Below are 14,602 nucleotides of genomic sequence, written 5' to 3'. Positions count from 1 at the left end.
TATATTTTAAATTACTCTACAACTTCAAATGATGTTTTAATCATTTCTTTTGATGATGCTCCAATTCCTATTTCAAAAATTCCAGGTTCCACAACTTTTTCTTGCTTTGTAATATCATAAAATGAAAGATCTTCTGTATTAACTGTAAATTTAACTTCTGTTGATTGTCCTGGTTCAAGAGAAATACGTTTAATACCACGAAGACTTTTTAACGGACGCACCACAGAACTTTCTTTATCTGTAATATATAATTGTACTACTTCGTCTCCTTTTAAACTACCCGTATTACTTATTGTTGCACTTACCTCAACAAACTCAGAAGTATTAATTTTAGGTTTAGACACTCTAATATTTTTATAATTAAATGACGTATAGCTTAATCCGTAACCAAATGGATACAATGCTTCTCCTTCAAAATATCTATAGGTTCTACCTTTCATACTATAATTTACAAAAGGTGATAAATCTTTTACAGTTTTATAAAATGTAACTGGAAGTCTACCTGACGGATTGTAATCTCCAAATAAAACATCGGCAATAGCTGCACCTCCAAGTTCACCAGGATACCAAGCTTCTACTATAGCTGGTAAATTTTCATCTTCCCAATTAACAGCCAATGCACTACCATTAAGCAATACTAAAACCACTGGTGTTCCTGTAGCGTGTAATGCTTTTAATAATTCTTTTTGAATTTCGGGTAACTCAATATTAGTTTTATCCCCTCCATCAAAACCTTTAGAATTTACAGGCATTTGTTCCCCCTCTACTCCTGGTGAAATTCCACCAACAAAAACAACAACATCAGATTTGTTCGCCAATGCTATAGCTTTTTCATAAGACGTTTTATCAGGCGAACTCCATAGCAATTTTAACTTTGCTGGATATCCTTCATGAAAATATTGTATTGAAACTTTATATTTTTTCCCTTGCTCTAAAAATATTTTATTTTTTACAATTCTTCTTTTTAAATCTTTTGTATTATCAACTATTAATTCTCCATCAATTAATAATTTATAACCTTTATAACTTTGCATACCCAAAGTATAATCTCCTGAAGTATTTACTTTAATATCTCCTGTATATACTACTGCAAATTTTTCTTCATTTAAGCCTTTAATAGGATTAGAATTCCAGTTAGAGTTAATACCTTCTTCTACTCTTGTAAGTATAGGTGTTTCAGATAAATTGTGACTGTTATAATACTTAGCTTGCAACCCTTTTTTATTTTTGAAGCTTAAAAACTCTGCTGGAATTAAAGACATTGCAGCTTCTTTGGAAATTAATTCGGAACCAGCTTCGTAATAAATTTTTGTTTTTTCAGAAACTTTATTTTTTATACCCTCTAAAGGAGTATAATACTGTGATGGAAATCCGTTATAATTTCCTAAAAGCACTTCTAAATTATTAGCATTAGGACCAATAACTGCAATAGATTTTATATCTTTTTTTAATGGTAAAACACTTTGCTCATTCTTTAACAAAACAATTGATTTTTGAGCTGTTTCCAAGGCTAAATCCCTATGCTTTTTAGAACTTACCACACTCATTGGTATACTTGCATAAGGAACCATTTCTTCAGGATCGAACATCCCTAATTTAAAACGTGCTTTTAAAATTCTTTTCAAAGAAACATCAATTTCATCTTCAGTAATATCGCCAATTGCAACAGCATTTATTAAGTACTTATAACGAGAACCGCAGTTTAAATCGCAACCGGCTTTAACAGCCACAGCTGCTGCTGTTTCTTTAGAATCTACATAATTATGATAATCGTGTATATCTCTAATTGCATTACAATCTGAAACTACATATCCTTTAAAACCCCAATCTTTTCTTAATATTTTATCTAATAACTGATGACTTGCACAGCAAGGTTTTCCCATATATCTATTATAAGCAGCCATTATAGAATAGGCTTTACCTTCAACAATAGTAGCCTCAAAAGCTGGTAAATAAGTATCATATAAATCGCGCTCAGTTGTTGTAGCGTCAAAAAAATGTCTTTCTGGTTCAGGACCACTATGTACTGCAAAATGCTTAGGAGTTGCAACTAATTTCAAGTATTTAGGATCATCACCTTGCATTCCTTTTACAAAATTAACACCCATTCGAGATGTTAAATATGGGTCTTCCCCATAAGTTTCTTGACCACGTCCCCAACGCGGGTCTCGAAATATATTTACATTTGGAGTCCAATACGTTAAGCCCTCATATCTTTTAAATGAATTATTTCGTAAAGCTTCGTGATGTTTTGCACGTGCTTCATCTGAAATTACAAGTGCAGATTTATAAATTAAATCTGTATCCCAAGTTGCTGCTAAACCTATAGCTTGTGGAAAAACAGTTGCTTTACCTGCCCGAGCTACACCATGTAAACACTCGTTCCAATATTCATAGGCTGGAATATTAAGCCTTGGAATTGCAGGTGCATCATTCATCATCTGTCCTACTTTTTCTTCTAAAGTCATTCTTTCTACAAGATCGTTTACTCTTACATCAAAAGTTAATGAGGTATCTAAATAAGGTAATACTTCTTGAGAAAGAGCCTTAAAAGAGATCAATAATAAAAAAACCATTACAAATATTGTAGGTGTTTTTATTCTAAAACTTTTAATTTTTTTTATATTTCGATTCATAGTTTTTACTTATAATTTACTTCTACTACAGCTACTGTTTGAGCAGGAATATCTACTATTTTAGCTTGATTATCTTTTAACCATACATCAAACGTTTTTGATTTATCGGAATCATTTTTAATAAATAGATATACATTTTTATCATCTGCTACTGTAATTGTATCTCCGTACCAAGAAGCCGAAGCAACTCTTTTCATTCCTGAGCGCATAAACTGTCCAAACAACGCCATAACTGCATAATCTGGATTGTAGGTTACTTTTTTATTTTTACGATCTATTTTTATTAAACTATTTTGTTTCCAACCCCAACCACTAGAAGATGTTTCATTTAAAATCATATTCCAATAACAAAAATTCGGAGCTCCATGGTTTATGTAAGAAGCTATTTCATTAAACCTAGAAAATGCTTCTTTAATACTATTTTTTCCTCCATAACAAATTCCTTCAGTATGTAATAATTTAATTTCTGGATAAACTGCACGCATATTTTCTATTTGCATAGAACTTGTATACTGTATACCAATACCATCAACTGCCTCTCTCCAAGTTTTATTGAGAACAAATTCTAAACCATCAAGCTGTTTTGCTGTTCTAAAAGTACCTGCCCAAATTTCTGAAGGTGTATTATCTTTTTTAAACTGAGGACGTAAATAATTAATAACAAATTCACCCATTTGTTTTGGAGGTATATTACAAGAAGGATAATTTGTATTAATATCTTGTTCGTTTTGCACCACTATTCTATCTATTTTTATGCCTTCATTAGCATAAGCGGCTACATATTTAGAAAAATATAATGCGTATGCTTTATAAATTTTAGGATCATTTTTTAAAACATTTTTAGCTGGAAATTCTTTACCTCTATCCATAAGCCCTGACTCTTTCATCCATCCTGGAGGGCTCCAAGGTGATGCAAATATTTCCATATCTGGATTGTATTTGTAAGCCATTTGAATATATGGAATAACACTTGTTTTTTCTCTTTCTATAGAGAATTTTCTCATTTTAAAATCGTTAGGTACTTCGCTATAACTATAAGCATCTATTCCAAAATCACTTGAACCAATAGCTGTTCTACAAACAGAAAAATTTGAAACATTTTTATCAAATAAATTTTTCATTATGTCATTTCGTTGTTCTTCACTTAACGACATTAATGCTTCTCCTCCAATTTCGTTAAAAGCACCTCCAACACCTTCTATAGTTTGAAACGTAATATCTGGATAGATACGAACTGAAATACCAGATTTTGTTGACTCTCCAACTATTTCTTCTATAGGATTTGGTTTAATTATTTCACCTTCAACAAGCTTAACATAATATACCTTTGTATTGTTTTGAGCGTTTACAGATTGAGTAATTGCAAAAAAAACGACAAGTACAAAAACTAATTTCTTCATATTTTTCATCTATTTACTTTACAAATTTTGCTTTTAAAACTATTGGATAACTTTTACCATTTATTGCTGGAATGGTTATAGTTGTAGATTCTTTTTTTTGATTAAATTTCACTTTTTTATTTGTGTCTAATCTTGTTAATTTTTTAAGTTTCCCAGGGTTCATAGCAACATTTAAACCCAATGTTGGAATTTTAAAATCACCTTTTTTAGGGTTCATTACAATGATATAAAAATCACCTCCTTTTGTTGTAAATCTAACCTCATCCGAAGCAAATTCAGCAGAAGCAGTAGTTCTTTGATTGTAATGTTCTCCTTTTTTTGTTTTTTCGGCAATATCATCTCCTGCATTTCTAATCTCTCCATTTTGTAAAACTTCATTTTCACCACGAATACTTTTACCATCTCCATAAACTTTCCATGGTCTCGTTTTATAAATGGCTTCTCCATTAATAGCTAACCAATCTCCAACAACATCAATAATTACTTTTTGTTCTGGTGGAATTGTACCATCTGGATTTAATTCAATATTTAAAAGTAAGTTTCCATTTTTACTAACGGCTTCAATAAGCATTTCTAAAATGGTACGCGAATTATGTGTTAAATGGCGGTCTTTTTTATAAAACCAATCGGTAAATGTTATTTCAGATTGCCAAGGCTCGGCTCTAAGTGTGTTACTTCCTCCTGACTCTACTTCGTTAACTGTACCTTTTTCAGTTCTTTTTAAAAGCATTACTGCTTGTATTGATCCATTTTTATTGTAATTATTATTGTATAAGGTACGAGCTACTTCTTTACCATATTTTCCATAAGTAAAGCTAAACCCATCATTATACAATAAATCTGGATTGTATTTATTTACCAATTCAATATGGCGTTCTTGCCAATTTTTCTTTATAGCTTCTAATACCTCTGGTGTTCTATTTTCTGGTACTGGACCGTAAAGATCTGCTGGATCTAGACCTTCCCACCAAAGACCTTTACCATCTTCTTTTGTTAAACGTCCATCATATGGCACACCTACTTTTTCACCTTTAGTATCTGCTCCAAAAGCAGGTAACCACCAATTTAAAAAACGATCGTCATGACTAGTAACTCCAAATTTTAAACCTGCATTACGTGTTGCTTTTTCAAACTCACCTATAATGTCTTTTTTGGGACCTACATTTACAGAATTCCAAGAATGAAAAGACGAATCAAATAAATCGAAATGATCGTGATGATTTGCTAAGGCCACAATATATTTAGCTCCGTTTTTCTTTGAAAATTTAATTAAGGCTGCTGCATCAAACTTTTCAGCTTTCCACTCGTTAATTACATCTTTAAAACCAAATTCTGAAGGATGTCCATACGTTTGAAGATGGTATGCGTTTGCCATTTTACCAAATTTTTGACGCCCCACATCTTTCATATACATGTGGCGAGCATACCAACCACCACCTTGTTCAGGTACACTTTGTGGTCCCCAATGAAACCAAATACCAAACTTAGCATCTCTAAACCACTCTGGACATTCGTATTGTTCTGCAAGTTCATTCCAAGAAAATTGATTTTCTTGCGCTATAATTGTGCTTGTATTTAATAGAAAAAATAAGCCAACAAAAAACAGATTAGTAACAACCGTTTTTTGAAGACTCGTTTTAAAATTATATTTAAATGAAAACCTAAAACCCATTAATTATCATTTTTTAAAGTTATAATCTTCCGGATTATCAAAAAGTCCGAATTCATTTTTAGACAAATCTGCTGGGTCTCCAGCTTCATCCATTAATTTTTGTAACTCTTTCATTAAATCATCTTTTACAGATTTAAAAATTTTATCTTCAATTAAATTATTTAGTTCCCACGGATCTTTAGATAAATTAAATAATTGATATGTAAAGACATCGTGTTTTGCACTTACTATTAATTTAAAATCTCCTTTTCTAACAGCTCTATGTCCTCCGCCAGGGTTGTGTTTTCTATTTTTATTTAAAAGATCACCTGGCCAAGAATTATAGGCATACATCATACTATTTCTTACTTCTTTTTTATTCCCTTTAAGTACCGGTGTTAAATCTTCTGTTTCAACCGATTTTGGAATTTCAAATCCTGTTAAACCACATAAGGTTGGAAAAACATCGTGTAAATACGCCAAAGCATCTGTTTTTTGATTTTTAGGAATATTTGGTCCAACAAAAATTAATGGTACACTCACACTATGTTCATACACACTTTGTTTACCTAATAAGCCATGTTGTCCCAAAGCCAAACCATTATCTCCAGCAAAAACAATAATGGTATTATCTGCTTTTCCTGAAGTTTCTAAAGCTTGTAATATTCTACCAATTTGAACATCCGTAGCTGTTATCATAGCATAGTAATCTGAAATTTCTTTTTGAAGTCTTGTTTTTGTTCTTGGAAAAGGAGCTAACATTTCATCTCTTATTCTATCATCAGCAATTTCAAATGGATGTTCTGACATAAAATTCTCTGGCAATACAATACCTTCTTCAGGATACATATCCTTATCTTCCTTTGGTGGTGTACGCGGATCGTGTGGTGCTGTAAATGCAACATACATTAAAAATGGGTCTTCTTTTTTATAACTATTTAAAAATCCAACTGCAGCATCAGCAAAAACTTCACTACTAAATTTTTCGGTATTTTTATATGGTGCAGACCAACCTGTTTCTGGTGTATAATCTTTTACTTTTGTACCATAATGCGTAGTCATTCCACCTAAAAAAGCCGATTTAATTTGACTGAAACCTCGTTCTAACCAAATTTCACCGTTATGTTGTTTTCCTGTAGCAAAAGTTTCGTAACCTTTTGTTTTAAAATATTCTGGAAAGGTTAATTTATCGCTTTTACCTCTATCTTCTTTATTAAATGCAAATTGCGCATATACATTAGGTTCTATATTAAAATAATGGCGCCCGGTCATAAGCATAGCTCTACTTGGCGAACATACCGCTGCACTTGTTGCTCCTAAAATATATGAGTTTGTAAAAGATGTTCCATTTTCAACCAATTGATCCATATTAGGCGTTTTCACATCGTATTTATCCATCGCTCCTATAGTTCCACCTCTTTGGTCATCAGTAAATAAAAAAAGAATATTTGGCTTATTTACTTCTTCTTTTATTTGTGTTCCTTGGGTTTTAGCATCTTTACAACCTATTATCACTAATGTTAAAAGTGCAATACTTAAAACTATTTTTTTTGCAACCATCCTATTTTTGTTTTTCTTCTTTAGCTAACATCTTACCTACTTTTTTTAAAATCTTAACAGATTCTTTTGGTACATTTCCATCACCATCAGGACCAATATTTAATAAAAAATTTCCTCCTTTTCCGTTGATATCTTTTAATTTCTCATACACTTCTTGAGGACTTTTCCAATCTGTATCTTTTATTTTAAAGCCCCAAGAATCGTTCATAGTATAACATGCTTCCCAATAATAATCTACTTTATTTTCTAAGTGAAACTGTTCTGGAGTTCCAAAATCTTTCTTAAATATTTTTCTTTTTGAAACTCGATTATTAATAATAATACTTGGCTTTAACTCTCTAATATATTGGTACAGATCGTTTCCATCTTCTAAAGTCCACCAATCTACCCAATCACCATCGAACCAAATAATGTTAGAATCGTAATTTTCTATTAATTCTTTTATTTGATTTTTTAAATATTGCACATATTCTTCTTTTCTACCTTCGTGCATTTTCATCATTCCCCAACCTTTTCCTTCTTCAACATATTGAGAACCTTGATGCCAATCTGTAATGCTGTAATAGGTTCCAAACACGATATTATGCTTTTTACATGCGTCTGCTAATTCTTTTACAAAATCACGACCTTTCATTGGTGTATTTGCAATATCAAAATCGGTATATTTAGAATCCCATAAACAAAAACCTTCATGGTGTTTTGTGGTCACAACTAAATATTTCATCCCTGCTTTTTTGGCTATTTTAACGATTTTATTAGCATTAAAATCTTTTGGATTCCAAGTATCGATTAATTTTACATATTCTTCTGAAGGTATATTTTGATTTCCTTGTATCCATTCGGCATAACGACCTTCATCATTCCCTTTATAAATACCTCCTAATTGGCTATACAAGCCAAAATGAATAAACATGCCGTATTTAGCATTGTTAAACCATTGCATTCTTTGACTAAAATCTTCTTTAGATTCCTCCAAATAATTAATTTTTTCTTGAGCAAAACCAGCAGTAATAAATAGTAGAAGTAGTAAAAAAGTTATATTAATATTTTTCATATGATTACTATTTTTTTATTAGTGTTTTATATTTTTTGCTTTTAGATAATGGTCTAAATTATTTTGATTAAGCTCATCACTATCTCCATATTGAGTTCTCATTTTTTCTAGTTGCTTGTGCATATCTTCTTTTACACTTGCATACGCTGGATCGTTATATACGTTTTTCATTTCTGATGGATCTTTTTCTAAATCGTATAATTCCCATTGATCAATATCATAATAAAAATGAATTAATTTATAACGGTCAGTTCTTACTCCATAATGACGTTTAACATGATGTTCTCCAGGAAACTCATAATAAGTATAATAAATAGCATCTCTCCACTCGCTCACTTCTCCATTTACTAATTTTCTAAATGATTCACCTTGAATTTCTTTTGAAATATCTACACCGGCATAATCTAAAAAGGTTGGTGCAAAATCTAAATTCTGTACTAGTTCATTTATCACTGTTCCTGGTTTAATTTCTTTTGGATATTTAACCAAAATTGGGGTTCTAAAAGATTCTTCATACATAAAACGTTTATCAAACCAACCGTGTTCTCCTAAATAAAACCCTTGATCTGATGTATATACAACAATTGTATTTTCCTCAAGTCCATTAGCTTTTAAATAATCTAAAACTTCACCAACACCATCATCTACAGACTGTATTGTTCTTAAATAATCATGCATATATCTATTGTATTTCCAAAGAGCCAATTCTTTACCTTCTAATTTATTTGCTTTAAACTCATCAATAATAGGATCGTAATAAGCATCCCAAGCAGCTTTTTGCTCGGCATCCATCCTATCATAATTTCTCTGAAAAGCTTCTCTATACTTTGTTTTAATTTCGCCTTCTTTATCTAACATTTTTAGGTCATATACTAAATCCATATCTTTATATATACCCATTTCGTGTGCTGCCGCCGCTGGTCTTCCTTCGTAATCATCAAAAAAATTGGTTGGTGGATCAAAAGTTTTATCATCCATTAACGTTAAATACTTTTCTTCTGGCATCCATGTTCTATGAGGCGCTTTTTGATGATATAACATTAAAAAAGGTTTTTCTTTATCTCTTTTATTTTCTAACCAATCTAAAGCAATGTCTGTTGTTACTTTAGTAACATAACCTGGATATGTTTTTTTTACGCCATTTTCAATAAATTCTGGAGCATAGTACTTCCCTTGTCCAGGAAGCACATTAGAATAATCGAAACCTTGAGGCAATCCATCTAAATGTATTTTACCAATCATAGCTGTTTGGTAACCCGCCTTTTGTAATGATTTAGCAAAATTATCTTGGTCCCAGTTAAAAGGACTTACATTGTCTACCTTGCCATTTACAAAACTGTGTTTTCCAGTAAGCATTACAGCTCTACTAGGCGCACAAATAGAGTTTGTTACAAAACCTCTATTAAAAATTGCTCCTTCCGTTGCAATTCTGTCAATATTAGGTGTATTATTCAACCCTTCACCATAAGCACTAATTGCTTGATAAGCATGGTCATCACTCATAATAAATACAATATTTGGTCTACTTGATTCACTAACCTTTTCACTTTTTTTACAACTATAAATAAGAAAAACACTCATTAAAAAAAACAATACAACTAACCTGTTTTTAACCATAACTCTATTTTTATATTTTAAGAATCTCATTTTCCCTTAATTTTCAACAATTAACAAGCATAGAAACTATAGTATTCTCTATATTTTATTCTATAACAAGTGTTATAAAGTAAAGAATAAAAAAACACCAACTAAAATTAATTCGACTAATAACAAATTTAAAAAGGTGTTGGGTTAAAAAAGCAAAGTTTTTAACCTCTTTGTGTTTCTTTAACGTTATAATATTGCTAAATTTTACATTTTAGCATCTAAAATACCACTTTATTGGCAGTTTTGCTTAACAAGAAATAAATATAATTGCCGGCTATTATAGCAACTTTAAATATTTGTTTTTTACACGCCATTAATTTTGAAGCAAACAACTAAGAGAAGGATTATAATAAAGTTGCTTTGAAAACATTTAAAAATAAACAATTAAAATTAAAACAGCTTAAGTTAATGTAAAAAAGCCAACCTAAATTTACCTGTTTTTATTTTTTAACTATTAAATAAGGCTATCTAAAAAATCTCGGAATATTAATCCAAATTTAATTCTAATTAACAATAATAAAACTTTTAGATAGCCTATTTATTTTGTGATATTGAGTTATAATTAGCCTAAACTACTTTAAATAGGTTAATTTTAAGCTACTTTTTAAATAGAGTTAGGTACTCTATCTATTATTCATCTATACTTAAACTATGTGTTGCATAATTTAAATCCATTTCATCATATTTCAATACTATTTTTTTTAGGCGTTTTTGAAAATCACCCCAATTTCTAGAATCTTTAGAAGACCAAACAACTTCAGACAAAGCTGTTAATCTAGGTAAAATCATATATTCTACATGTTCTGGAGTTTTTATATATTCTGACCAAACATTTCCTTGAGCCCCCAAAACATACTTACTTTCTTCTTCGGTTAACTCTTTAGGAGTAGGTTCATAACTATAGACATCTTCTACAGTTGTTTTACCACCAATAGCAAGCGGTTCATTTTCTCTATTTTTAGTTTGATAAAAATCGAAATAACAGTATTTAGTTGGCGTCATTATTACATTATGGTGCATTTTTGCTGCTTCTATACCTCCTTTTTCACCTCTCCAGGACATTACTGTTGCATTTGGTGCTAAACCACCTTCTAAAATTTCATCCCATCCAATAATATTTCGACCTTTTGAGTTTAAAAATTTTTCAATTCTTTTAATAAAATAGCTTTGTAACTCATGTTCATTTTTCAAACCCTCTCTTTTAATTACCTCTTGAGCTAATTTACTATTTTCCCATTGTGTTTTTGGCGCTTCATCTCCACCAATATGAATTAGTTTACTAGGAAATAATTCAACAACTTCTGATAAAACATTTTCTAAAAATTTAAAAGTTTCTTCACTTGGCGCATAAATTTCTGGAAAAACACCCCACCTAGTACCAACTTCGTATTGTTCTCCTGTATTTCCCAGTTCTGGGTAAGCTGCAATTGCAGCCAATGCATGCCCTGGAAGTTCAATTTCAGGAATAACAGTTACATACCTTTCTGCGGCATATGCAACAATTTCTTTTACATCTTCTTGTGTATAAAAACCTCCATAAGGTGTTCCATCATATTTTACATCTGATTTTTTCCAAGTGTTACCATGTCCTACAATTGTTTCTTTTCTAATACTCCCAACCTCTGTTAACTTTGGATATTTTTTAATTTCAATTCGCCAACCTTGATCTTCGGTTAAATGCCAATGAAACGTATTCATTTTATGCATTGCTAGTATGTCTATATATTTTTTTACAAACTGTACAGGAAAAAAATGACGCGCTACATCTAAATGCATTCCTCTATACGCATATCTTGGACTATCTGTAATAGTTGCCGCAGGAATTAAAACTTCACTATTAGCTTCTTTAGTTAACGGAATAAGCTGATTTAAAGTTTGTATACCATAAAACACGCCTTTAGTAGTTTTACCTGCTATTGTAATTTGATTGTAATTAATTGACAATTCATACCCTTCACTATTTGTTATATTTGAATCTAGCTTTAATAAAATATTTCCTTTTGTTTTTGTTTCATTGGTAAAAGGAACAGTTACACCTGCCACTTCACTTAACAAGTTTGAAAGGTAATTTCCTTCATTTTCTAATATCTCCTCTCCAATAATTTTTGTATTTGAATCTATCAAAAATTTACCTGTAGAAATTTCTAATGATGTAGGTTTAGGTATTATTAAATAATCTTCTTCAGAATTAACTACAGTTTCATATTTATTTGAACAGGAATTAATTATTAGGCACAGTGTTATTAAAAGTAAATGTTTCATTTTATCTATTTTTATTATAATGTTTAAAAAACAACTAGTTCATCAATTAAAATTCTTGAAGATCCTCCTTCTCTACGATGTCCAGTAGGTATTGGATTCACGCTTTTTGCTTTTATTTTTATTGATTTTAATACTGTTTTATCAAAATTAATTATTGTTTTAACTTTATTTCTACCTTGAATATGACTTTTTTCTAGTTGTTTAACTTCTGCTAATTTGGTAAACGAAACTCCATCTACCGATCCATAAACTTCTATATATTCTGGAACATAAACACTTGAATTGGTAAATCTAAGGCTTGTTATTTCTACAGATGAAATTTCTTTAGGTTCTTTAAACACTAAATCTACATCTAAATCGCTCAAAAATTCATTCCACTTTCTATCTCCTCTATTTAATTTAGCATAGTTTAAATCGACCAAACCATACGTTGCTTTTTTCTCTTTAATTAATGGAGAATGAAAAACCACCTCTGCACCTATTGCTTTATGAATAGGGAATTTTTTTTCTGAAATATTACCTATTTGTTCATCTTTTTTAAACGAGGTTGCTTTAATGGTTGTTGTGTTTTTTATTACAAATGGCTTTTCGTATTTTATTGAATTCAAAGAAGGCTCACTACCATCTAATGTGTAATAAATATCAAGTCCATCTACTTCGGTTTTAAGCGAAATATCAATAAAGCCCGCTTTATGTCCTTGATGGTTTATTCTAACATTATATGCACTGGTTGCAAAACGCTCACCTTTTTCTTCTAATCGTTTCATTTGAGTTAATAACCTCTCTGTAAAACCATTCCAATCTTTAGCTTCTTGAGCTGTCCACCCATTTTCTGCAACTGCATACAAACGCGGAAAAGTCATATAAGTTAACTGACTCCAATTGGTAATAGACTCAGTCCACAAATTACCTTGTATTCCTAAAACGTGTTTTCCTTGTTCAGTTGTTAAACTATCTGAAATTATTTTGTAGTTATAAGTATCTTTCAAAAAAGAGTAAGCATATCCTAAATTCGGCTCTAAATCATCGTCTCCTTGTTTTAAATCTAAATAACAATATTTGGAAGGCGTCATAATAACATCATTTCCATGTCTTGCAGCTGCAATCCCCCCTTTTTCACCACGCCAAGACATTACGGTTGCATTTGGCGCCAAGCCACCTTCTAATATTTCATCCCAGCCAATCATATTTTTATTATGGGCATTCACTATTTTCTCAACCCTTTTAATAAAATAACTTTGTAATTCGTGTAAATCACTAAGGTTTTCTTCTTTCATGCGTTTCTGACAATCTAGATCAACCGCCCAAGCCTCTTTATTACATTCGTCACCTCCAATATGCATATACTCAAAAGGAAACAAATCCATTACCTCTCCTAATACATTTTCAATAAATTCAAAAGTACTTTCTTTACCCGGGCAGTATGTGTTATTTCTAACTACTCCACCTGTTCCCACATAAAAAGGTCCCTCAGAACATGAAATTTCTGGATATGAAGCAACAGCTGCCAATGAATGTCCTGGCATATCTATTTCTGGAATAATTTCTATATATTTTTCTTTAGCATAAGCTACAATTTCTTTAATATCCTCTTGCGTATAAAAGCCTCCATAGGTTGCCTTTTCTCCTTCTTTTTGCCTTGGTCTTCCCCACCAATTTGAAGTATTTTCATCTTTAGCATTATAATCTACACGCCATGCTCCAACTTCTGTTAATTTTGGGTATTGTTTAATTTCTATACGCCACCCATTATCATCTGACAAATGCCAATGAAAACGATTTAATTTTACTTCTGCCATAAAATCTATTACATCTTTAATCTGCTCTTTATCAAAAAAATGCCTAGAAACATCTAACATATAACCTCTCCACTTAAAAGCAGGTTTATCTTTAATTGTAACAATAGGAATTCCCCAATCTGTATTTGGTTGTACTTTTTCTGAATAAAAAGATACAGGTAATAACTGACCTAGACTTTGCATAGCATAGAAAAAACCAGCTCCAGAACCCGATTTTACAGCAATAGTATTTTCCTCAACAACAAGTTCGTATGCTTCATCCTCTAAAGTTGCATCTACACTAAAAACAATATTTGCTTTAGCTTTTTCTATACCAATTTCTGGGGTAAATCCAGCCACCTTCTCAAATTTCTTAAAAAAATTAGTAACTATATTTAATTGTTCTTTATTAGTTACAGAAACTGTGGTTTTTTCTGATATTACAAAATAACCTTCACTACTAGTAGTTAACTCTACTGGTAAAGGTATTACTGACGTTTCTCCTACTTTAAGTTCATTTTTTGTACACGAAACAAATAGTATTAACGAAAACAATAAGCTCTCTAAAATTCTTTTTTTTATACTTCTTTTATTATTAATCATTTTGTTAAGTT

8 protein-coding genes are annotated in these 14,602 nt (G+C 31.0%); all 8 read right to left on the bottom strand.

What is annotated here, in order from left to right; genetic code table 11:
• Positions 1 to 11 precede the first annotated feature (11 nt).
• Positions 12 to 2,636 (bottom strand): beta-glucosidase, encoded by a 2,625-nt coding sequence (locus MKD41_RS13355; RefSeq protein ID WP_240242798.1) that lies wholly within the window; start codon positions 2,634 to 2,636, stop codon positions 12 to 14.
• Between the two features lie 5 nt (positions 2,637 to 2,641).
• Positions 2,642 to 4,036: a glycoside hydrolase family 30 protein gene (locus tag MKD41_RS13350; RefSeq protein ID WP_240242796.1), complete on the bottom strand. Its 1,395-nt coding sequence runs from the start codon at positions 4,034 to 4,036 to the stop codon at positions 2,642 to 2,644.
• A 13-nt stretch (positions 4,037 to 4,049) separates the two neighbouring features.
• Positions 4,050 to 5,708: an alpha-L-fucosidase gene (locus tag MKD41_RS13345; protein ID WP_240242794.1), complete on the bottom strand. Its 1,659-nt coding sequence runs from the start codon at positions 5,706 to 5,708 to the stop codon at positions 4,050 to 4,052.
• Positions 5,709 to 5,714: 6 nt separating this feature from the next.
• Entirely contained in the window at positions 5,715 to 7,247 is a 1,533-nt protein-coding gene (locus MKD41_RS13340) for a sulfatase-like hydrolase/transferase (protein WP_240242793.1), read from the bottom strand.
• A gap of 1 nt (position 7,248) precedes the next feature.
• On the bottom strand, positions 7,249 to 8,301 hold the full coding sequence (locus MKD41_RS13335) for an alpha-L-fucosidase (RefSeq protein WP_240242791.1): 1,053 nt from the start codon (positions 8,299 to 8,301) through the stop codon (positions 7,249 to 7,251).
• Positions 8,302 to 8,319: 18 nt separating this feature from the next.
• Complete coding sequence (locus tag MKD41_RS13330; RefSeq protein ID WP_240242790.1) at positions 8,320 to 9,948, bottom strand: sulfatase family protein; 1,629 nt, start codon at positions 9,946 to 9,948, stop codon at positions 8,320 to 8,322.
• Positions 9,949 to 10,578: 630 nt separating this feature from the next.
• Entirely contained in the window at positions 10,579 to 12,210 is a 1,632-nt protein-coding gene (locus MKD41_RS13325) for a beta-N-acetylhexosaminidase (RefSeq protein WP_240242789.1), read from the bottom strand.
• Between the two features lie 23 nt (positions 12,211 to 12,233).
• Positions 12,234 to 14,591 carry a family 20 glycosylhydrolase gene (locus MKD41_RS13320; protein ID WP_240242788.1) on the bottom strand — a complete coding sequence of 786 codons (2,358 nt, stop codon included), beginning with the start codon at positions 14,589 to 14,591 and terminating at the stop codon, positions 12,234 to 12,236.
• Positions 14,592 to 14,602: the final 11 nt, after the last annotated feature.

Origin of the sequence: Lutibacter sp. A64 (genome assembly GCF_022429565.1) — a bacterium.
Lineage (GTDB): Bacteria > Bacteroidota > Bacteroidia > Flavobacteriales > Flavobacteriaceae > Lutibacter.
Note: the sequence above shows the minus strand (reverse complement) of the source record. Positions and strands in the feature narration are given on the sequence as shown.

Bases quoted from the DNA above. Each gene is read 5' to 3' on its own strand.
- MKD41_RS13355 (WP_240242798.1), bottom strand. From the start codon at position 2,636: ATGAATCGAAATATAAAAAAAATTAAAAGTTTTAGAATAAAAACACCT.
- MKD41_RS13340 (WP_240242793.1), bottom strand. From the start codon at position 7,247: ATGGTTGCAAAAAAAATAGTTTTAAGTATTGCACTTTTAACATTAGTG.
- MKD41_RS13350 (WP_240242796.1), bottom strand. From the start codon at position 4,036: ATGAAGAAATTAGTTTTTGTACTTGTCGTTTTTTTTGCAATTACTCAA.
- MKD41_RS13330 (WP_240242790.1), bottom strand. From the start codon at position 9,948: ATGAGATTCTTAAAATATAAAAATAGAGTTATGGTTAAAAACAGGTTA.
- MKD41_RS13320 (WP_240242788.1), bottom strand. From the start codon at position 14,591: ATGATTAATAATAAAAGAAGTATAAAAAAAAGAATTTTAGAGAGCTTA.
- MKD41_RS13335 (WP_240242791.1), bottom strand. From the start codon at position 8,301: ATGAAAAATATTAATATAACTTTTTTACTACTTCTACTATTTATTACT.
- MKD41_RS13345 (WP_240242794.1), bottom strand. From the start codon at position 5,708: ATGGGTTTTAGGTTTTCATTTAAATATAATTTTAAAACGAGTCTTCAA.
- MKD41_RS13325 (WP_240242789.1), bottom strand. From the start codon at position 12,210: ATGAAACATTTACTTTTAATAACACTGTGCCTAATAATTAATTCCTGT.